Origin of the sequence: Phyllobacterium sp. SYP-B3895 (assembly GCF_009647635.1) — a bacterium.
In the GTDB taxonomy this organism is placed as follows: Bacteria; Pseudomonadota; Alphaproteobacteria; order Rhizobiales; family Rhizobiaceae; genus Phyllobacterium; species Phyllobacterium pellucidum.
The window spans coordinates 109970-130389 of sequence record NZ_WJIG01000001.1 but is presented as its reverse complement, the minus strand read 5'-3'; the positions used below and the strand labels follow the sequence as shown (position 1 = coordinate 130389).

The following is a 20420-nucleotide window of genomic DNA, read 5'->3' as shown; positions in this document are numbered from 1 at the left end:
AAATGCGCATCCCCTATGTCGCCGCTGATGAAGGCGGCCCGCGTGCTGCTCGGCTGCAGCATCGCCGTTCTGCCGTTGCAGAATACGGCGGCTGCGGAAGACGCTGTCGTGAGGCTCAACCAGAGCCAGACCGCTGGCAAGCGGATCAATCTTGGACTGAGCAAGTCGCTCGTCATCGATCTGCCGGCGGATGCCTATGACATTCTCGTTGCCAATCCTTCCGTTGCCGATGCCGTCACCCGCACGGCGCGGCGGATATATCTTTTCGGCAAGATGGTCGGGCAGACCAACATCTTCGTCTTTGGCCCGAATGGCGAGCAGCTCGCAAGCTTCGATCTCGTCATCGAACGCGACGTGGCGGGGCTAGAGGAAAGCCTGCGGAAATATATTCCCGACTCCGACATCAAGGTCGAGTTGATGAATGACAACGTCATCCTTACCGGAACGGTTCAAACGCCGCTCGACGCCAAGCGCGCAAGCGATCTCGCCAACCTTCTCGTTTCCGGCGGTGAAGCAACGACCGGACAATACGCGATCACGGCCTCTGGCCAGGGCGGCACCAATGGTGGCGGCGGGTCGGACGTTGCCATCAGCGACCCGGACGAGGCGCGCCAGAAAAGCAAGATCGTCAATCTCATTCAAATCGCGGGTGACGACCAGGTTACCTTGAAGGTAACGGTGGCTGAAGTCAGCCGCACGGTGATGAAGCAGCTTGGTGTCAATCTCGTCGGCAAGACCAAGTCGGACGGGATATTCTTCAGCTCAACCAATATCGCATCGCTGGCCGGCAAAAGCCTGACGACGTCCGGCGTCACCGTGCCGATCTCGATCGGCAGCGCAACGATCGATTCCTACCTGAATGCCATGGAAGTGGCGGGGGTCATGAAGACGCTCGCAGAACCGTCCTTGACCGCCATCTCGGGCGAACAGGCGACGTTCAAGGTCGGCGGCGAATACAACATGATCACCGGCCAGACCTCGAATGCGCAGGGCGCCCAGTATCAGCTTACCAAGATCGAATATGGTATCGGCCTCGAGTTCCTGCCCGTCGTCCTCTCACCCGGACGCATCAGCTTGAAGGTACGGACCTCGGTTTCCGAACCGACACTTGAACAATCGATCCCGCTCGGTGCAGGCGTCAATCCGACCTACAACGGAACAACGAACAAGAACCAGGCCCAGAACCTCGCCACCAACATCATCTCATTGCGCAAACGTCTCGCCGACACCACCGTGGAACTGCCGTCGGGCGGCTCGATGATGATCGCCGGCCTGATGCGCGACGATAACCGCGCCGCGATCTCGGGACTGCCTGGAATTTCCAAGATACCTGTCCTCGGGACCTTGTTCCGCAGCCGCGACTTCATTCGCAACGAGAGCGAACTCGTGATCATCATCACGCCCTATCTGGTGCGTCCGGTCGCCCGCACGGCGCTTGCAAGGCCTGACGACAATCTCAATCCAGCCAGCGATGCCGCCGGCATCTTCCTCGGCAAGGTCAATCGTGTCTACGGCACGAAGGAAGCCAGCCTGCCTGAAGGTCGATACGAAGGCACCATCGGTTACATTTACAAGTAAGCAGGAACGCGGACATGTCAGACACAACCACCATTCGTCGTATAAAGCCCGTCCTTGCATTGCTCGCCGTAACCCTGCTTGCAGGTTGTGCACCGCGGGAGATGACCGGGAGCATTCCGGACGACTATCGCACCAACCATCCGATAATCATCTCGGAGAAGGAGCAGGTCGCGGATATTCCGGTCGGTCATGCTGATCGCAAACTGTCGATTACGCAGCGAAGCATCGTCGAACAGGTCATCGCCAATTATCGGGCCAACGGTTCCGGCATGGTTCACATCCTGTTGCCGGCGGGCTCGCCCAACGAACGCGCTGCGGCTGGCCTGCGCGACGATATTGCAGCAGTTCTGCGCAAGGGCGGGGTCAAGCCGTTCAACATAAACAGTGAGCGCTACAGCGCAGGCTCCTCGGACTCAGCGCCGATCAGGCTTTCCTATTCGGCAATGACGGCTTCCACGCACCCTTGCGGTCAATGGCCGAAGGACTTGCTCGAGACGGCCGATAATCGCCACTACGCGAATTTCGGCTGCGCCAGCCAGAATAATCTCGCCGCCCAGATTGCAAACCCTGCCGATCTTCTTGGACCACGGGGATCTTCGCCGATCGATGCGGAGCGGCGCAACATCGTGATCGAGGACTATCGCGGGGTTCCGTCCGACAGGCCGCATACGCCAAGCGCAGCAGAAGTCGATTATTCGTGGTGACCAACTCCCTGAAACGCGGAATCTGAAGATGAGTCTAGCCTTTGACATAGAAGACCCGGCAGGCGGAGGCACAGAGCGGTCAGCGGGCCTGCACGCCTATCGTCCGGTCCCGCGCATATCGATCGAGGCATTTTGCGAAACCGATGCGGTCGCGCGCCAGATCGCCAAGGCCAATGAAGACCGGCGCATGGCAAAGACCCATGCCCAGATTCATATGGGAGGTGTCGCGACTGCCGTTGAAATGTTCCAGACGGTGCCGACGCCCAATCTGATCCTTCTCGAAACCTCGGCGGCGCCGCGGGACATGCTGCAAAGCCTGTCCGCCCTGTCGGAAGTGTGCGACCCCAGCACCAAGGTCGTCATTATCGGTCATTTCAACGACGTCGCCCTCTACCGCGAACTGATCAGGAATGGCATTTCCGAATATATGATCGCGCCGATCGAGCTGGCCGACATCATCGGCGTCATCGGTACGCTGTTCGTCGATCCGGAGGCAAAGCCGCTCGGCAGTGCGATAGCCTTTATCGGTGCAAAGGGAGGCGTCGGCGCCTCCACGCTCGCGCACAATATCGCGTGGTCCATTTCCTCGCTGTTCAAGAGCGAGGTCGTCATCGCCGACATGGACCTGCCCTACGGCACCGCGAACATCAATTTCGACCAGGACCCGGCACAAGGCATTGCCGAAGCCGTGTTTTCGCCCGAGCGCATCGACGATGTCTATCTCGACAGACTGCTTGCGCAGTGCGCTGAAAATCTCTCGCTGCTCGCGGCACCATCGACGCTCGATCGCGTCTTCGACTTCCGTGATGACTCCTTTGCGCATCTGATCGATGTCGCGCAGCGTTCGGTCCCGCATGTCATCCTCGATGTGCCGCACTCCTGGAACGGCTGGACGCGCACGACGCTTGCCCGTGCCGACGAGGTCGTGATCGTTGCCTCGCCGGAACTCGCCAATCTGCGCAACACCAAGAACCTCCTCGACACGCTGAAGCAGCTTCGCCCCAATGATGCGCCGCCGCGGCTCATTCTCAATCAGGTCGGCGTGCCGAAGCGTCCCGAAATTGCGCCGCTCGAATTCTGTGGTCCGCTCGGCATTCCGGCGATGGCGACCCTTCCTTTTGAATCGGCACTGTTCGGCAGTGCCGCCAACAATGGACGGATGCTCGCTGAGACGGACGCGGCAAATCCCATTGTTCAGACCATCAACGAAATGGCTCATATCTTGACGGGCCGCATGACGCACAAAGCCAGGAAGAAGCCGGGACTGAAAGCCGTCTTCTCCAAGCTGACGCGCAAGAAATAGCGAGATCGAAGAGGCATCATGTTCGGCAAGCGCGGCGGAGGAAATCAACAGGTCCAGGAGTTTCGTGCACCGGCGATGGAAGCGGCGCTGCCGCTTGGCAATACTGCGGCCGAGGCATCCCGCTTGCCGCGCGATATATTGGAGCCGAAACGCCAACCGGCTGAAGCCGCGAAGCCGATTGTCGTGCTCCGCGAGAAGAACGAGGCCTATTACGATACGAAATCGCAAGTCTTCACGGCGCTGATCGACACGATCGATCTTGCGCAATTGTCGAAGCTCGATCCTGATGTCGCGCGCGAAGAAATTCGCGATATCGTCAACGACATCATCGCGATCAAGAACTTTGCCATGTCGATCTCCGAGCAGGAGGAACTGCTCGACGATATCTGCAACGACGTACTCGGCTATGGACCGCTCGAACCGTTGCTCGCGCGCGACGACATCGCCGACATCATGGTCAATGGCGCGCGCAAGACCTATATCGAAGTGCAGGGCAAGGTGCAGGAATCAGGTGTAAGGTTCCGCGACAACCAGCAGCTTCTCAATATTTGCCAGCGCATCGTGAGCCAGGTCGGCCGCCGCGTCGATGAATCAAGCCCCATATGCGACGCGCGCCTGCCGGACGGCTCGCGCGTCAACGTGATAGCGCCGCCGCTCGCAATCGACGGGCCGGTCCTCACCATTCGTAAATTCAAGAAGGACAAGCTGACGCTCGATCAACTCGTGCGCTTCGGCGCGATCTCGCCGGCCGGTGCCGAACTGCTGCAGATCATTGGCCGCGTCCGCTGCAATCTCGTCATTTCCGGCGGTACCGGCTCGGGCAAGACGACGCTCCTCAACTGCCTTACGAATTATATCGACAAGGACGAGCGCGTCATCACCTGCGAGGACTCGGCCGAACTGCAGCTGCAGCAGCCGCACGTGGTGCGTCTCGAAACACGCCCGCCCAATCTTGAGGGCGAGGGCGAGGTCACGATGCGCGATCTCGTCAAGAACTGCCTGCGCATGCGCCCCGAGCGGATCATCGTCGGTGAGGTGCGCGGACCCGAGGTATTCGACCTGCTGTCCGCGATGAACACCGGTCACGACGGATCGATGGGAACGATCCACTCCAACAGTCCGCGCGAGTGCCTGAGCCGTATCGAATCCATGATCGCCATGGGCGGCTTTTCGCTGCCGCAAAGGACAGTGCGCGAAATCATCGTCGGCTCGGTCGATGTCATCATCCAGGCGGCGCGTCTGCGTGACGGTTCGCGGCGCATCACCCATGTGACCGAAGTCATCGGCATGGAAGGCGACGTCATCATCACGCAGGACCTCGTCGTCTACCAGATCACCGGCGAGGATGCGAATGGCCGCCTTATCGGCAAGCATGTTTCGACGGGTATTGCGAGGCCGCATTTCTGGGAGCGCGCGCGCTATTTCAACGAAGATCGCCGCCTCGCCCAAGCGCTTGATTCCATGGAAATCATGCAGGGATGACGACGCCGGGAGAATTCCACCATGTTTGGGCTTAGCCTTCCGCAGATCGTCTTCGTTGCCCTTGTGGCACTGACCTTCGCTGCACTCGCCTACGTCTTCTTCTTCGATTCAATCGCCTCGCAGAAGCGCACGGAGGAACGGCTGAATTCCGTGAAACTCTCTGCCAGCGAAAGCATGGGCAAGTTTGTTGTTCGCGACAAGCTGGCAGAGGCGCAGAAGCGCCGGAGATCCGTTCAGGATACGCTGAAGGATATCGAGAAGCGTCAGAAACAGCGCGATAAGAACGCCAAGTCGCCGCCCTTGAAGATGCTGCTCATGCAGGCCGGGATGAAGGTGACTGTCCAGCGCTTTTATATCTACTCCGCAGTGGTTGGCGCTGTCGTCACTTTCGCCGGGGTTTTCCTCGGCTCGCCGCTCTATCTTGCCCCGGGCTTGCTGCTTGCCGGCATCTTCGGCCTGCCACGCTGGTTCGTCTACTATCGCCGCGGCCGCCGGATAAAGGCATTCCTCAAGGAGTTTCCAAACGCGATCGACGTCATCGTGCGAGCGCTTCGATCCGGCCTGCCGCTCAATGACGGTATCCGGCTCATTGCCCAGGAGGCGCAAGAGCCGGTCAAGGCCGAGTTTCGGCGCATGGTCGATGCGCAGCAGGTCGGTGTGAGCATCCCGGAATCCGCGATGCGAATGGCCGAATACATGCCTTGTCCGGAAGCAAGCTTTTTCGGAATCGTGATCCAGATTCAGTCGCAGGCCGGTGGCAACCTATCCGAAGCGCTCGGCAATCTTTCCCGCGTGCTCCGCGATCGCAAGAAGATGGCGGCCAAGGTTCAGGCGCTGTCCATGGAGGCCAAGGCCTCTGCCTATATCATCGGTTCACTGCCCTTCGCGGTTGCCTTGCTCGTCTACCTGTCGAGCCCCGGGTACATAATGGTTCTGTTCACGACCGACACTGGTCACGTCATCATGGGCTGCGCCGCCGTCTGGATGTCACTCGGGATCCTGGTCATGAAAAAAATGATCAACTTCAAGTTCTGAGCGGAAAAGTCGAGGCCCATCAATGATCACCACCATCGCCAAAGCCATGCACAACCCCGCCTTTATCTTTGCGGTGCTCGTTGGCATATCGATATTTGCAACGCTCATGACTTTTCTGATGCCGATGTTCTCCGGCACCAGCCTGAAGACGCGGATGAAGTCGGTTGCCCTGGAACGCGACCAGATCAGGTCGCGCGAACGGGCCCGAATGGCCGCGGATGCGGAGACGCGGCGTAAGAATGGAGCAAATTCATTGCGCGTGACCGAGCGGCAGGGCGTCAGGCAACTGGTCGAGCGGCTTGATCTCCAGCGCGCGCTAGCCGACGAGAATACCGTCAATTCTCTGCGTATTGCCGGCTTTCGCGGGCAGAACGCCCTCAATATCTTCCTTGCGGCTCGCTTTGGCCTGCCTTTTGTCACGCTCGGCCTGACGACACTGTGGATCTTCGGCATGGACGGGCTTGCCGCACAGTCGACCATGATACGGATGGCCGCCTGCTTCGCCGGTGCCTATGTCGGCTTCTACTTGCCCAATCTCTACGTCAAGAACGTCGGATCCAAGCGGCAGCAGTCGATCAAGCTTGCCTGGCCGGATGCGCTCGATCTGATGTTGATCTGCGTCGAATCCGGCATGTCGATCGAGGCAGCGTTCAAGAAGGTTTCCGAGGAAATCGGCGCGCAATCCGCAGAACTTGCCGAAGAACTGGTACTGACAAATGCCGAACTGTCGTTCCTGCCCGAGCGCCGGCAGGCCTATGAGAACCTCGCCAACCGCACCGGGCTTGAGCCGGTCAAATCCGTCGTCCAGGCGCTGACCCAATCGGAACGCTACGGTACTTCGATTGGCGGCGCGCTGCGCGTCCTTTCCGATGAAAGCCGCGACGCCCGCCTGATGGAAGCCGAGAAGAAAGCGGCGGCGCTGCCGCCGAAGCTCACCGTACCGATGATCGTCTTCCTGCTGCCGGTGCTATTCGCCGTGATCTTGGGGCCGGCCTTCATCCAGATTTCCGCCCAAGGCGGTATCTTTGGGGACGCAACACCGAAATAAATCGAAGCGTTTCCATCAACGAAAAAGCCGCCCGGTTCAGGCGGCTTTCTTTTATTGGTCGGCCTCGTCGCACTTAGCCTTTCGGCTTTGCCTTATCCTTGTCTTTCAGCATGGTCCAGGAATTCTGCTGGGCCAGCATGGTGCGCAGATATTTGACGTTGGCTTGCGCCTGCTGCGGCGACAATTCCTGGTTGGCGATGGTCTCGGCCTCGTCGAAGCGACCCTGAAGTCCGACCACGAGCGCAAGGTTCTGGCGGACGCGGCTGTCGGACCCCGGTGCCTTTACCGCCTGGCGCATGTAGTTTTCGGCACTGGCAAGATCGCCCGAGAGGACGTAGGACATGCCGAGATTGGAAAGGATCGAGGCTTCGTTGGGGTTGATCTGCAGCGCCTGCCGGTAAAGGTCTCGGGCTTCGCTTTCCTTGCCCAACTGGTCGAGGATAGCGCCTTGCGCCGACAAGAGCTTCCAGTCCGGATATTCCGGCGTCTGAGCCCGTCGCAACGCATCAAGCGCCGCTTCGAACTCGCCGGCGCTTGCCAGCGCCTTGCCGTATGCGGCGAGCACGTCCCGATCTTGCGGGTAGGCGATGGCGAGGCTGCGCATGACGGCAAGGGCCTGATCGCTGCGATTGGTCATCCTTAGGACCGCGGCAAACTTCATCGCCGTGACCTTGTCCTTTGGATTAGCCTGATAGCGCGAACCGAGGCTGGTCGATGCCTGCATCAACTGCTGTTCGTTCATCTGGTCGAAATCGCCGCTCGCGCTCGTTGCCGTCGCCGCTACAGCGGGTGAAATGGAACCTGTCGTCGTCTTGTCGGTCGTCGTGCAGCCCGATATGCCCGCCACGAGCCCCGCTATCGCCACAGAGAAAAGCATGCGGCGATTACGTTGAATAATGCCTGCGATTACCATAGTTTGCCCCGTACCCACACAAATCAGCTGTGTTAACCCAATCCCAGGACTAGAAATATTCTGTTAACCCTAACGGACCGTTAACGACGCGCGGTGCAGCACAAGAATGACCAAGGAGAAATTCGCCGATGCCGATTGAAATCAAAGGCAAAATGCCTGATGGCAGCAAACCCGTCTGGCTGGTGCGAAGCGGCGGACTGAACGATGCGGGACTAGACGACCGTGCGCTGAACTGGGCCAAGGCAAACGGTTTTGATGGTCAGTCCGCGCGCCTGTTAATCATTCCCAACGACAAGGGTGAGGTTGCCGGAGCGTTGCTAGGTACCGGGAAGGACGATGCACGTCTCGTTGCCGGCAAGCTTGCAACGGGGCTGCCCAAGGGGAGCTGGCATTTTGCCAATGTCGTGGGCGAGCCCAACCTTGCCGCGCTCGGCTTTCTACTCGGCGGATACAAATTCACAAAATATGGCAAGAAGGACGAGCTGGATGTGACGCTTGCCTCGCCTGCAGGCGCCGACAAGGTCGATGTGAGGCGTCTTGCCAGTGCCGTCACCCTGGCTCGCGATCTGATCAACACGCCGACGAACGATATGGGCCCCGAGGCGCTGGAACAGGCAGTCCGCAAGGTTGCCGATAACTACAAGGCGTCGGTGAACGTCATCAAGGGCGACGCACTTCTCAAGCAGAACTTTCCGATGATCCATGCCGTTGGCCGTGCGGGGAGCGAGGAACCCCGCCTGATCGACGTCGAATGGGGCAAGAAGGATGCGCCGCGCGTGACGCTAGTGGGCAAGGGCGTTTGCTTCGATACAGGCGGGCTCGATATCAAGCCCTCGAGCAGCATGCTTTTGATGAAGAAGGACATGGGTGGGGCGGCCAATGTCCTGGCGCTTGCGAGCCTCATCATGGATGCGAAGTTGCCGGTGCGGCTGCGCGTCCTGATCCCGGCTGTCGAGAATTCGATCTCGGCCAATGCATTCCGACCAAGCGATATCCTTGCAAGCCGCAAGGGTTTGACTGTCGAGATCGGCAACACCGATGCGGAAGGACGCCTCGTTCTCGCTGATGCGCTGGCGCTTGCGGATGACGAGGAACCGGAAATCCTGATCGACATGGCAACCCTGACCGGCGCAGCCCGCGTCGCGCTTGGCCCGGACCTTCCGCCGTTCTACACCAATGATGAAACGTTCGCCGCCGAGGTCGCGCGGGCGGCGGACACCGTTGCCGATCCCGTCTGGCGCATGCCGTTGTGGCAGCCCTACGAAAGCAAACTGTCCTCCCGCGTGGCGGACACCAACAATGTCACCACTGATGGCTTTGCCGGATCGATTACCGCGGCGCTTTTCCTGCAGAAATTCGTTGGCAAGGCCAAGGTGTGGGCGCATTTCGATATTTATGGCTGGAATCCCGTCGAGAAACCGCATTCCCCGGTGGGGGGCGAGGCTCAGGCGATACGGGCCCTTTACCATCTTCTAAAGCATCGTTATCCCAGCAAATGAACGGCTTGTCTGGGTCGGCCAAGGGGGTAGAATGGAACGGAACCGAAATGATCTCGGATGCCGTCCATGTTCATCGAACTGAAGCCTATCCAGGCATTGACCCTGTGGAAGGAAATCGCGATCTCGGAGGTGCGCGATGATGCGCATGACCTTACGTTGCGGCAGATGGCTGTCTTGTTGACGGTTTATCTCGAGCCGCCGCCGCACACGATACGCGGCATGGCGGCGAAACTCGGCGTTACAAAGCCGGTTATAACCCGCGCGCTCGATACGATGGGCGGCTATGGTCTGGTCGACCGGCATCGCGATGAAAAGGACAAGCGCAACGTTCTCGTCAAGAGAACGGTAAAGGGTGCGCTTTATGTTGAAAAGCTTGGCGATCTCGTGATCGCCAAGGCAAGAGGATTACCGCTTTGACAGATCTCACAGTCTCGCTCGACAAACGACTGAATGCATACCGGCCCGACCTCGCCGATGAAAGCCTGCGTGGGCTGGTGCAAGCGGAACGCTTCGTTCCCGGCAAGCCCATGCGCATTGCCGACCCGGTGGTCGATGTGAGATCCGAGCCGCGCGGCGATGCCCCGATCACCACGCAATTCCTCTATGGCGACGATGTCCTCGTTTTTGAGGACGACAATGGCTGGTGCTGGATACAGAATGAGCGCGACGGCTATGTGGGCTATGTGGTGGATACGAGTCTCGACCGGCGAACCGGCGATCCCACCCATATCGTCATTGCCCCGCGCACCTTCGTCTATCCCGGATCCGATCTGAAATTCCCGCGCACCAAAGCCCTGTCGATGGGTTCGCTTGTTACGATTACGGGCGGTGAGGAACGGCGGGGCACACTCTATGCGATGCTGCCGAGCGGTGAGGCGATCATCGCCAAGCATCTGGTGCCGATCGACGAGGTTGCGGAAGACCACGTGGCCGTCGCCGAGACGCTGATGCACACGCCCTATCTCTGGGGTGGCGTTTCGGGCTTCGGCATCGATTGCTCGGGCCTCGTTCAGCTGGCATTGCTCATGACCGGGCAGGGCGTCCTGCGGGATTCGGACATGCAGGCAGCCTCGATCGGAGAGGCGATCGAACCGGACCCGGACTATCATAATCTCAGGCGCGGCGATTTCGTCTTCTGGAAAGGCCACGCCGCAATGATGGCAAGCCACTCGACGCTGCTCCACGCCAGCGGACATACGATGACCGTGACGCTTGAGCCATTGCGCGACGCGATCGAACGCATCGCTTATCTCTACGGCAAGCCGACCGCCGTCCGTCGCCTCACGTGATGTGCCCGCCACCTGCGCAGCGGGCACAACCCGTTCGCGCACTCAGGCGGCGGTGAGTTCGCTTACCTGCCGCAAGGTGCGGATGATCTGGAGGCAGGCCCGCGCCGCCTCCTCACCCTTCACGAGGAAGTGCCGCGTGAAGAAATCGATATGCTGCTCGGTCTCCTGGAAATGGTGCGGCGTCAGAACGGCCGACAACATCGGCACGCCTGTTTGCATCTGCGCCGTCAAAAGCGCGCTAACGACCGAGCCGGCGACGAAATCGTGCCGGTAGATGCCGCCATCGACGACGAGCCCGGTAGCGATAATGGCGTCGTAACGGCCGCTTTCAGCAAGTTTTTTGGCGAGGAGCGGGATGTCAAACGAGCCGGGCACGTCGAAGACATCGAAGCGGGCTGGTGTCACACCTTGCCTGCGCAGTTCTTCCTCGAAGCCGAGGCGGCACTGGTCGACAATGTTTGCATGCCATCGCGCCTGCACAAGGGCGATACGCGGGGCTGGGGCTTGGGGAACGTTATTCTGGAACTGATCCATGTCTTTCTCCTTCGAGTGGACGTGAATCAGGGCACAACCAAAAAGGCGCAAGGCTGACACGGGGCCAGCCTTCACTTTCGATTGTTCTCTTTCATCCGGACTATACCGTCGGCTTCGGAATTGCACCGAAATCTGCTGACCCTTCCGGATGACCGGGAGGCGCTCGCGGGCTCGCACCAGACATCGGGTGATGCCAGGTGATTACCGCCGGTGGGGAATCTCACCCCGCCCTGAGAACACTAACGGTTGCACCCTAGTGAATTGGTCCGGGTGGTCAAGCTCGAAGCTGCCTAGAGCAACACGGATACTCTAGTATTGGGCCGCGCGGTCGACGATATTCTTCAACGGTTCGCCGCGTTCGAAGGATTCGATCTGGGCAACGATCTCCGGAACGAGCGCCTGCGGGCTCGAGCTTGCCGCCGCGTGCGGAGTGATCGTTACCTGCGGATGCGTCCACAGCGGGCTGTCCTTCGGCAGGGGCTCGCGGCTGAACACATCGAGCGTTACCGCCGACAGCATGCCGCGGTCGAGCGCCGCGAGAATATCGGGCTCGTTCTGCAGCCCGCCGCGTCCGGCATTGATCAGCGTCGGTGCGCCTAGCGGTCCGTGCTGCTTCATCTGTGCGAACATGGTCATGGAGAGAATGCTCTTGGTGTCGGGCGTCAGCGGCAGGAGGCAGACGACGATATCGACATCCTTGAGGAAGTCCTTGAGGCCGTCCTTGCCGTAATAGGTCGTAATGCCTTCCATGGTCTGCAGGCGGCGGCTCCATCCGCTGACGCGGAAGCCGAGCGCGCGCAGCTTCTGCGCCGCATCGCGGCCAAGCACGCCGAGCCCGAGAATGCCGACATTCACCTCGTGCGCCGCAGGCTGGCGCCGATCTTCGTGCCAGACACGCTGGTCCTGCTGCTGGCGATAGCGCATCCCGAGCCGGTGATGGTCGAGCACCTGCCACACCACATATTCGCTCATGCGCATGGTCAGGTCCGGCGAGACGATTCTTACGATCGGCACGTCCGGTATCTGCTGGTCGTGGAAGATGTGATCGACGCCGGCACCGAGCGAGAAAATGACATCGAGGTTAGGCAAGCCGGCCAGCGAGCCCTGGCGCTGTTTCCAGACGAGAGCGTAGCGGATCTTATCCTTGTCCGTCGAGTTGAGAACCAGTTTGCGTTTCGGCGCGGCCTTGGCAAATTCGGACACCCAAACGTCCGGGTCCCATCCCGTCACGGCCAAAAGGATCGTATCGGTTGCATTGCCAGTCATTCACTCACCGCTCCCTGTTCGGCAGTTTCTATCCTGAAGGCCGCCGCCATCAGGGCTCTCGTATATTCGGTCTTGGGCCGCGCAAAAATCTCCTCCGACGGCCCATATTCCACTGCCTTGCCATTGCGCATCACCAGCACCTCATTGGCAAGCGCCTTCACCACCTTGAGATCGTGGCTGATGAAAAGATAAGCCAGATTGTGCTTCTGCTGCAATGCGCGCAAAAGGTCGACCACCTGCGCCTGGACGCTCATGTCGAGCGCCGATGTTGGCTCGTCTAGCATGACGAAGCGCGGATTGAGCACCATGGCGCGTGCGAGGGCGATACGCTGGCGCTGGCCCCCGGAAAACTCGTGCGGATAGCGGAAGCGATTCTCCGGGTCGAGGTTGACCTCCTTGAGGGCGGCGACGACCCGTGCGTCGCGCTCATCGGCGGAGAGTTTTGGTTCGTGCACTTCAAGACCCTCTGCAATGATATCGGCCACCGACATGCGCGGCGACAACGACCCATAGGGATCCTGAAAAACGATCTGCAATTCGCGGCGCAGTGGCCGCATCTCGCGGAATGAATATTTGTTGATGTCCGTCTCGCCGAAGCGGATGACCCCTTCCGATGATATCATGCGCGACAGGGCCAGGCCGAGCGTGGTCTTGCCCGACCCGGATTCGCCAACGACGCCAAGCGTCTGGCCGGCGCGGATCGTTACATCGATGCCGTCGACCGCTTTTACATGATCGACCGTCTTGCGCAGGAACCCCTGCTTGATCGGGAACCAGACCTTGATATTTTCGCCGCGCATGACCGGCGCCGCCGCAGCATTTGCCGCCGGCGGGTTGCCCTTCGGTTCGGCAGCGAGAAGGTGGCGCGTATAGGGGTGCTGCGGATTTTCGAATATCTCCCGCGTCGGGCCGGTTTCGACGATCTTCCCGCCGGTCATGACGCAGACGCGATCCGCAATCTTGCGCACGATGCCGAGGTCGTGGGTGATGAACAGCATCGACATGCCCTGCGCTGCCTTGAGATCGGCAAGGAGCTTCAAAATCTGCGCCTGCACGGTGACGTCGAGGGCGGTGGTCGGCTCGTCGGCGATCAGGAGCTTCGGCTTGTTGGCAAGCGCCATGGCGATCATCACGCGCTGGCGCTGTCCACCGGACAATTGGTGCGGATAGGCGTTCATGCGCTTTTCCGGGTCGCGAATGCCGACTTCCTCCAGCAGCGCAAGCGTGCGCTGCCGCGCCGCCTTGTCAGCCATGCCCTGGTGCAGCTTGAGGATTTCGCTGATCTGGTCCTCGATCGTGTGGAGCGGATTGAGCGACGTCATCGGCTCCTGGAAGATCATGGTGATATCATTGCCGCGCACCCGGCGCAGCTCGTTCTCGCTACTCGCAAGAAGATCCTTGCCGCCGAACAGAATTTGCCCTGAGGGGTGCGACGCCGGCGGATACGGCAAAAGCTTCAGGACCGACAGGGCCGTGACCGATTTGCCGGAACCGGATTCGCCGACAAGCGCCACGGTCTCGCCCTCGCCGATATCGAAGGATATGCGATCGACGGCAAGCGTCTCCTTGCCGCCCTGCGAGAAGGCTACGGAAAGATCGCGAACTGAAAGAAGCGGGGCGGTCATTTGAATGCCTTGCGCGGGTCAAAGGCATCGCGCGTGGCTTCGCCGACGAAGATGAGCAAGGACAGCATCAGCGAAATCACGATGAAGCCGGTAAGCCCGAGCCACGGCGCCTGCAGATTGTTCTTGCCCTGTGCGAGCAATTCGCCGAGCGAGGGCGATCCCGGGGGCAGGCCGAAGCCGAGGAAGTCGAGCGAAGTCAATGTCGTGATCGATCCGTTGAGAATGAACGGCAGGAAGGTAAGCGTCGTCACCATGGCGTTCGGCAAAAGGTGGCGGAACATGATGGTGCGGTTGCGCACGCCAAGCGCCCGTGCAGCGTTGACATATTCGAAGTTGCGGGCGCGCAGAAACTCGGCGCGAACGATGCCGACGAAGCTCACCCACGAGAACAGCAGCATGATGCACAACAGGATCCAGAAGCCCGGCGGCAGGATCGAAGCCATGATCAGCAGCAGGTAAAGCGTCGGCACCGAAGACCATATCTCGATGAAACGCTGCGCGGTGAGGTCGAGCCAGCCGCCGAAATAGCCCTGCAGTGCGCCGGCGGTGACCCCGATCACGGCAGACGCTGCGGTCAGGATCAGGCCGAAGAGCACCGAGATGCGGAACCCGTAGAGTGCCCTGGCAAAGACGTCGCGCGCCTGATCGTCAGTGCCGAGAATATTCATGTTGCCGAAAACACAGTTTGGATCGTCCACTCCTTGCGGATAGCGGGCGCAGCGCTCCTCAGGCGTAAACAGCCAGAACGGCTTGGATGGCGCCGTATCGGGCAGTTCATTATTGACCGTCCGATAGGAATAGCGGACCGGCGGCCAGATCGACCAGCCATTGCGGTTGATCTCCTCCTGGATGACCGGATCGCGGTAGTCGGTCACGGCATAAAAGCCGCCGAATTTCTCTTCCGGATAATCGACCAGGACGGGAAACAGGATCTCGCCCTTGTAGGAAACAATGATCGGCTTGTCGTTAGCTATGAACTCGGCAAGGAGCGAAGCAACGAACAGGAACAGGAAGATCCACAGGGCCCACCAGCCGCGCCGGTTCGCCTTGAAGTTCTGCCAGCGCCGGGCATTCAGCGGCGAAAGTCGCGGTCGTTTGACGGGGAGGGCTGGCGTCGTGCCGATAATATCGGTCATCAGACATCCCTCCGCTCAAAGTCGATGCGCGGATCGATCCATGTATAGAGAAGATCGGAAAGCAGGCTGACGACGACGCCGACAAGGGCGAAGATATAGACGGTCGCGATCACCACGGGATAATCGCGGTTGATAATCGATTCGTAGCCGAGAAGGCCAAGTCCATCGAGCGAAAAGATCGCCTCGATCAGGAGCTGGCCGGTAAAGAAGATCGAGATGAAGGCGCTCGGAAATCCGGAAATGACAATGAGCATCGCATTGCGGAAGACATGGCCGTAAAGAATACGGCGTTCACTGAGGCCCTTGGCGCGCGCCGTCGTCACATATTGCTTGCGAATTTCGTCGAGGAACGAGTTCTTGGTCAGAAGCGTCGTCGTCGCAAAGGCGGAAAGCAGCATGGCGGTGAGCGGCAGGGCGAGGTGCCACGCGTAGTCGATGATTTTTCCGCCCAGCGACAGCTGTTCAAAATCGTTCGAGGTGAGGCCGCGAATTGGAAACCAGTCAAAGAAGGACCCGCCGGCAAAGAACACGATCAGCGCTATGCCGAAAAGGAAGCCTGGAATCGCGTAGCCGACGATTATGATGCCGCTGGTCCATATGTCGAATGACGAGCCGTCCTTGATGGCCTTGCGTATGCCGAGCGGTATCGAGATCATGTAGGAGAGCAGCGTCATCCACAATCCGAGCGATATCGATACCGGCAGCTTCTCCTTGATCAGATTCACGACGCTGATATCGCGGAAATAGCTCTTGCCGAAATCGAAGCGCACATAGTTCCACACCAGCAGCCCAAACCGCTCGAGCGGCGGCCTGTCGAGTCCGAACTGCTTCTCGAGGCTGGCGATGAATGCAGGGTCGAGCCCCTGCGCGCCGCGGTATTTCGAATTGCCTTCGCCGAGGCCGAGCTGTTCCTGCGACTGGCCAAGGTCAGCGCCGCCACCGCCGATGCGGTCCATGGCATTGCCGCCCTGGCCGGTGAGCTGGCCGATGATGCGCTCCACCGGGCCGCCTGGCACGAATTGCACGATCACAAAGCAGACAAGCAGGACGCCGAAAAGTGTGGGGACCATCAACAGGAGGCGGCGGAGAATATAGGCTCCCATCAGGCAACGGCTCCGCCCAAGATTAAATCGATAGACGAAACGCGCGGGACGTCCCCTTGATCTTCAAGCCTTGCCAATAGCCTTTGCCTTTGCTTCATCGAACCACCACAGCGACTCAACCGGAAAGCCATAATCGGGCTTGGGCTCCTTGAAGCCGAACATATCCCAATAGGCGACGAGGTGATTCGCTGAGTACCAATTTGGAATCCAGTCGCGTCTTATACGCAAGAGTCGATCGAGAACACGCATGACTGTGATCAAATCGTCGCGGGAACGCGCTTCGCCAACCTTCTCGATCAGCGCGTCGATAACGGGATCGGCGATTCCGGGGAGGTTATAGGAACCGGGCGCTGAGGCCGACCGCGAGCCGAACATCGAAGTAAGCGATTCCGATGTCGGGGTCGCGTTCAGCATGACGGCCACACCGATTAGGTCGAAATCGAAATCCTGAACCCGAAGCTGGTATTGAGCCGGATCGACAAGACGCAGGGAGGCATTGACGCCGATTGCCTGGAGATTGTTGATGAAAGGCGAGTAAGAGCGGGTGAATACCTCCGCCTGGATCAGTATTTCCAGATCGAACGACTTGCCGGCACCGTCGACAAATCGGTTATTCTCGCGTTTGAACCCTGCTTCCTGCAGAAGCTCGACAGCGCGGCGCAAATTCGTGCGGTCGCGACCCGAGCCGTCGGTCGTCGACTGGATCACCGCTTCGCCGAAAATGCCTTCGGGCAGGCGATCGCGCAGCGGCTCCATGATGGCAAGCTCCTGCGGGGAGGGCATGCCGCTCGAACGGAAGTCCGACATCTCGAACAGGGACTGCGACTGCTCGTACATGCCATAGAACAGGTTCTTCCGCGTCCACGCGAAGTCGAAGCACAGCGCAACGGCCTCCCGCACCTTCGGATCGCGAAAGCGCTCCCGCCGCTGGTTGACCGCCCATGCTTGCAGGTGCGGGCGCTTCTCGTCGGGGAATTCGCGCTGGATCACACGCTTCTGCTGGATGGCCGGGAAATTATACTCGTTGACCCAGGTTTTCGCCGTGTGCTCCATGCGCCAGAATATGTCACCCTTCTTGAAGGCTTCGAACTCGGGCTGGCGGTCGCGGTAGAACTCGATCTTGATCGTATCGAAGTGATTCAGGCCGCGCCGGACCGGAAGGTCCTTCGCCCAGTACTCATCGACGCGCTGGTATTCGATGCCCTTGCCCGGCGCCATCCTGCCCACACGATAAGGGCCGGAGCCGAGCGGTGTCTCGAGCGTCGATGCATCGAACGCGCGGCCCGCAAACCACGCCTTCGAAAGAATCGGCATATTGCTGGCGATATCGAGAATCGCCCGGTCGGAATGTTTGCCGGTAAAGGCGATGCGCAGCGTCTGGTCGTCCTCGGCGATGATCTCCTTCATCTCTGTCAGCAACAGCAGAAGCTCCGGATGCCCTTTCTCCTTGATCGACTGGAAACTGAAGACGACGTCGTGGGCCGTTAGGGGCGTCCCATCGTGGAAACGCGCTGCGGGGCGCAGTTTGAAGGTGAATGTGTTGCGATCGGCCGTGACAGTGACGCTCTCCGCGACGAGGCCGTAGATCGAGTCCGGCTCGTCGAGCGCTTCCTCCATCAGCGTGTCGTAGCAGATTTCCATGCGCGGGGGCGCATCACCCTTGGCCGAATAGGTATTGAGCGTGTTGAAGGTCTGTGGCGACTGATTATAGAGCCAGTTCGCCGGAGAAAAGGCGAAGGTCCCGCCCTTCGGCGCATCCGGGTTGGCATAGTCGAAGTTTTTGAAATCCTTCAGGTATTTCAACTCGCCAAACGCCGACAGACCGTGCAGCGGCACGTCGGTGGCAATCTCGGCGAGCGCGATGCGCGGCGAAAAAGCGGTCAGAAGTGTTGCGCTCGAAAACTTGAGAAGATCGCGCCGGTTGAGCTGCGTCATTCGGCGCGCGCTTTCAACGCCTGCTCCTTGGCCGTGTCGATCCACCATGAGAACGGGTCGATACCTGCATAGTCCGGCTGTTTTGCCGGCATGCCGAATTTGTTCCAGTAGGCGATCTTGATGCGATCGTCATACCATTGCGGGACGGCGTAGTAGTTCCACAACAGTACCCGGTCGAGTGCGTGGGTGGCGGCGACGAGTTCATCCCGGTCCTTGGCAAAGATGATCCGGTCGATCAGCTTGTCGACGGCCGGATTCTTGATGCCCATATAGTTGCGGCTGCCCGGTGTGTCGGCAGCGCCCGAACCCCAGAAATCGCGTTGCTCGTTGCCCGGCGACAGGCTTTGGGAAAGAACGACGTTCGGGGTGGTAATATCGAAATCGAAATCATTGACCCGGGCGGTATATTGGGCGTTGTCCACGACCCTGATCTGAGCATCGATGCCGAGCTTTCGAAGGCTGGCCATGAACGGCCCGATAAAGCGCTCATCCGCCGGATCGTCTGCCAGGAATTCGATGGTGAATGGTTCGCCGGTCTTGGCATTGACGAGCTTGCCGTTCTTCTGCTCGTAACCCGCGTCGCGCAGCAGCGTGACGGCCTGGCGCAGATTGTCCCGCTGCGATTGGGGCGTATCGTATACGGGCAGATTGAACTCCTTGGTGAAAACTTCTTCCGGCACATCGCCCTTCACTGTTTCGAGGATTTCAAGCTCCTTGCCCGTCGGCAGGCCGCTCGATGCGAGTTCGGAACCGGAGAAATAGCTGTTTATGCGCTTGTATTGCCCGAAGAAGAGATTCTTGCTCATGCTCTCGAAGTCATAGGCCCAGGTCAGAGCCTGGCGGACGCGTGGATCCTTGAATTTGTCGCGCCGGGTGTTGATCAGGAAACCCTGCATGCGCCCGGATGAACGTAGCGGAAACACGGCCTTGACAACATCGCCGCGCTGGAACGCCGGAAAGTCATAACCGCGCATCCATTTGCCGATACTGGCTTCCGGGCGGTAGTCCTCGAAGCCTCCCTTCTTGAAGGCTTCCCACTCGGCATTCTGGTCGCGGAAATACTCGTAGCGAATACGATCGAAATTGTTGCGGCCGACATTTACCGGCAAGTCCTTGCCCCAATAGTCCGCCACACGGCTCCAGACGATGGTGTTGCCCGGGGAGGCGCTCTCGATCTTGTAAGCGGATGAGCCAAGCGGGATTTCTGTCGTTGGCTTGCTTATATCGCGCTTCTTGCCGCTCGCGTCGTTACCCTCCCACCAATGCTTGGGCAGGATGGGGAAATCGCCCATGATGCTCGGCAGTTCGCGGTTGCCGCCGCTCGAAAAGGTGAACGTCACCTCGTGGTCGCCGGTTTTCTCCGCTTTGGTCACATCGTGATAATACTTATTGTACAGGGGGCTTTGGGCCTTCAGCGTGTCGAACGACCAGATGACATCGTCCACGGTGATCGGCTGGCCGTCGTGCCACCTTGCAGCGGGGTTCAGCTGAAATATTACCGAGGAATAGTCATCCGGATAGGCGATAGCCTCGGCGATGAGCCCGTAATTTGTCGCTGGCTGATCGAGGGATTGGCTGAGCAGCGTATCGTAAAGCAAGCCGCCGCCGACCGTTGCAGGCAGCCCCGCTGCTGGCGTTCCCTGCACGACAAAGGGGTTGAGACTGTCAAACGATCCGTAGGCGGTCTGGTTTAGTGTACCGCCTTTCGGGGCATCGGGATTGACGTAGTCGTAACGCTTGAAATCGTCGCCATATTTCGGTTCGCCGAGGACGCTCGCGGCCTTTCTCCATTCGGTTTCCGCAGCCTGGACACTCTGATGGGTAGCGACGGTGAAAGCGGCGAAAAGGGCAAGGCTGGCAACGAGGGGGCGAAATCGCAAATCAGGTCTCCACGGGTTCTCTACAGTCGTAAGTCTAAGAGAAATTGCGGCGGAGAACAGGCCTTCACGTTAAAAACACGCGCTGTTGAT

The 20420-nt window shown here is 59.6% G+C and carries 17 protein-coding genes and 1 riboswitch; of the genes, 9 read left to right on the top strand and 8 right to left on the bottom strand.

Features of this window, described 5'->3' with window-relative positions; genetic code table 11:
• The first annotated feature begins 15 nt into the window (after positions 1-15).
• Genes GF108_RS00635 through GF108_RS00610 form a run of 6 tightly spaced genes read left to right on the top strand, consistent with a single transcriptional unit; the run spans position 16 to position 7150 of the window.
• On the top strand, positions 16-1578 hold the full coding sequence (locus GF108_RS00635) for a type II and III secretion system protein family protein (RefSeq protein ID WP_370462087.1): 1563 nt from the start codon (positions 16-18) through the stop codon (positions 1576-1578).
• Positions 1579-1592: 14 nt separating this feature from the next.
• Entirely contained in the window at positions 1593-2282 is a 690-nt protein-coding gene (locus GF108_RS00630) for a CpaD family pilus assembly lipoprotein (RefSeq protein WP_153666472.1), read from the top strand.
• 28 nt (positions 2283-2310) lie between these two features.
• Complete coding sequence (locus tag GF108_RS00625; protein ID WP_153666471.1) at positions 2311-3585, top strand: CpaE family protein; 1275 nt, start codon at positions 2311-2313, stop codon at positions 3583-3585.
• 18 nt (positions 3586-3603) lie between these two features.
• Complete coding sequence (locus tag GF108_RS00620) at positions 3604-5067, top strand: CpaF family protein (RefSeq protein ID WP_153666470.1); 1464 nt, start codon at positions 3604-3606, stop codon at positions 5065-5067.
• Between the two features lie 21 nt (positions 5068-5088).
• A complete protein-coding gene (locus GF108_RS00615) occupies positions 5089-6102 on the top strand; it encodes a type II secretion system F family protein (RefSeq protein ID WP_153666469.1) in 1014 nt (337 codons plus the stop codon).
• 22 nt (positions 6103-6124) lie between these two features.
• Positions 6125-7150 carry a type II secretion system F family protein gene (locus GF108_RS00610; RefSeq protein WP_153666468.1) on the top strand — a complete coding sequence of 342 codons (1026 nt, stop codon included), beginning with the start codon at positions 6125-6127 and terminating at the stop codon, positions 7148-7150.
• 73 nt (positions 7151-7223) lie between these two features.
• Here the strand turns inward: GF108_RS00610 and GF108_RS00605 are convergent, their stop codons facing one another.
• Positions 7224-7892 (bottom strand): tetratricopeptide repeat protein, encoded by a 669-nt coding sequence (locus GF108_RS00605; RefSeq protein WP_370462086.1) that lies wholly within the window; start codon positions 7890-7892, stop codon positions 7224-7226.
• A gap of 299 nt (positions 7893-8191) precedes the next feature.
• Between GF108_RS00605 and GF108_RS00600 the strand changes: the two genes are divergently transcribed.
• From GF108_RS00600 to GF108_RS00590, 3 genes are all read left to right on the top strand, one after another.
• Positions 8192-9562, top strand: a complete 1371-nt coding sequence (locus GF108_RS00600) for a M17 family metallopeptidase (protein WP_153666466.1) — start codon at positions 8192-8194, stop codon at positions 9560-9562.
• A gap of 66 nt (positions 9563-9628) precedes the next feature.
• A complete protein-coding gene (locus GF108_RS00595; protein WP_027230420.1) occupies positions 9629-9979 on the top strand; it encodes a MarR family transcriptional regulator in 351 nt (116 codons plus the stop codon).
• Positions 9976-10851, top strand: a complete 876-nt coding sequence (locus tag GF108_RS00590) for an NlpC/P60 family protein (RefSeq protein ID WP_153666465.1) — start codon at positions 9976-9978, stop codon at positions 10849-10851. Before GF108_RS00595 ends, GF108_RS00590 begins: the two co-directional genes overlap by 4 nt.
• 42 nt (positions 10852-10893) lie before the next feature.
• Here the strand turns inward: GF108_RS00590 and GF108_RS00585 are convergent, their stop codons facing one another.
• From GF108_RS00585 to GF108_RS00555, 7 genes are all read right to left on the bottom strand, one after another.
• Positions 10894-11385, bottom strand: a complete 492-nt coding sequence (locus GF108_RS00585; RefSeq protein WP_153666464.1) for a 6,7-dimethyl-8-ribityllumazine synthase — start codon at positions 11383-11385, stop codon at positions 10894-10896.
• Positions 11386-11464: 79 nt separating this feature from the next.
• A riboswitch (FMN riboswitch) is annotated at positions 11465-11627 on the bottom strand.
• A gap of 67 nt (positions 11628-11694) precedes the next feature.
• A complete protein-coding gene (locus GF108_RS00580) occupies positions 11695-12651 on the bottom strand; it encodes a glyoxylate/hydroxypyruvate reductase A (protein ID WP_153666463.1) in 957 nt (318 codons plus the stop codon).
• The gene (locus tag GF108_RS00575; protein ID WP_153666462.1) at positions 12648-14276 is read right to left on the bottom strand and encodes an ABC transporter ATP-binding protein; all 1629 of its coding nucleotides are present in this window, start codon (positions 14274-14276) and stop codon (positions 12648-12650) included. Before GF108_RS00575 ends, GF108_RS00580 begins: the two co-directional genes overlap by 4 nt.
• The gene (locus GF108_RS00570; RefSeq protein WP_091919884.1) at positions 14273-15412 is read right to left on the bottom strand and encodes an ABC transporter permease; all 1140 of its coding nucleotides are present in this window, start codon (positions 15410-15412) and stop codon (positions 14273-14275) included. Before GF108_RS00570 ends, GF108_RS00575 begins: the two co-directional genes overlap by 4 nt.
• Positions 15412-16515 (bottom strand): microcin C ABC transporter permease YejB, encoded by a 1104-nt coding sequence (locus GF108_RS00565; protein ID WP_091919882.1) that lies wholly within the window; start codon positions 16513-16515, stop codon positions 15412-15414. The genes GF108_RS00570 and GF108_RS00565 overlap by 1 nt, the downstream gene beginning before the upstream one ends.
• Before the next feature lie 63 nt (positions 16516-16578).
• On the bottom strand, positions 16579-18450 hold the full coding sequence (locus tag GF108_RS00560) for an extracellular solute-binding protein (protein WP_153666461.1): 1872 nt from the start codon (positions 18448-18450) through the stop codon (positions 16579-16581).
• Positions 18447-20330 (bottom strand): extracellular solute-binding protein, encoded by a 1884-nt coding sequence (locus GF108_RS00555; protein WP_153666460.1) that lies wholly within the window; start codon positions 20328-20330, stop codon positions 18447-18449. Before GF108_RS00555 ends, GF108_RS00560 begins: the two co-directional genes overlap by 4 nt.
• Positions 20331-20420 lie beyond the last annotated feature (90 nt).

Excerpts from the sequence above, each read along its gene's own strand:
- GF108_RS00635 (WP_370462087.1), top strand. The coding sequence starts at position 16 with ATGTCGCCGCTGATGAAGGCGGCCCGCGTGCTGCTCGGCTGCAGCATC.
- GF108_RS00630 (WP_153666472.1), top strand. The coding sequence starts at position 1,593 with ATGTCAGACACAACCACCATTCGTCGTATAAAGCCCGTCCTTGCATTG.
- GF108_RS00625 (WP_153666471.1), top strand. The coding sequence starts at position 2,311 with ATGAGTCTAGCCTTTGACATAGAAGACCCGGCAGGCGGAGGCACAGAG.
- GF108_RS00620 (WP_153666470.1), top strand. The coding sequence starts at position 3,604 with ATGTTCGGCAAGCGCGGCGGAGGAAATCAACAGGTCCAGGAGTTTCGT.
- GF108_RS00615 (WP_153666469.1), top strand. The coding sequence starts at position 5,089 with ATGTTTGGGCTTAGCCTTCCGCAGATCGTCTTCGTTGCCCTTGTGGCA.
- GF108_RS00610 (WP_153666468.1), top strand. The coding sequence starts at position 6,125 with ATGATCACCACCATCGCCAAAGCCATGCACAACCCCGCCTTTATCTTT.
- GF108_RS00605 (WP_370462086.1), bottom strand. The coding sequence starts at position 7,892 with ATGAACGAACAGCAGTTGATGCAGGCATCGACCAGCCTCGGTTCGCGC.
- GF108_RS00600 (WP_153666466.1), top strand. The coding sequence starts at position 8,192 with ATGCCGATTGAAATCAAAGGCAAAATGCCTGATGGCAGCAAACCCGTC.
- GF108_RS00595 (WP_027230420.1), top strand. The coding sequence starts at position 9,629 with ATGTTCATCGAACTGAAGCCTATCCAGGCATTGACCCTGTGGAAGGAA.
- GF108_RS00585 (WP_153666464.1), bottom strand. The coding sequence starts at position 11,385 with ATGGATCAGTTCCAGAATAACGTTCCCCAAGCCCCAGCCCCGCGTATC.
- GF108_RS00580 (WP_153666463.1), bottom strand. The coding sequence starts at position 12,651 with ATGACTGGCAATGCAACCGATACGATCCTTTTGGCCGTGACGGGATGG.
- GF108_RS00575 (WP_153666462.1), bottom strand. The coding sequence starts at position 14,276 with ATGACCGCCCCGCTTCTTTCAGTTCGCGATCTTTCCGTAGCCTTCTCG.
- GF108_RS00570 (WP_091919884.1), bottom strand. The coding sequence starts at position 15,412 with ATGACCGATATTATCGGCACGACGCCAGCCCTCCCCGTCAAACGACCG.
- GF108_RS00565 (WP_091919882.1), bottom strand. The coding sequence starts at position 16,515 with ATGGGAGCCTATATTCTCCGCCGCCTCCTGTTGATGGTCCCCACACTT.
- GF108_RS00560 (WP_153666461.1), bottom strand. The coding sequence starts at position 18,450 with ATGACGCAGCTCAACCGGCGCGATCTTCTCAAGTTTTCGAGCGCAACA.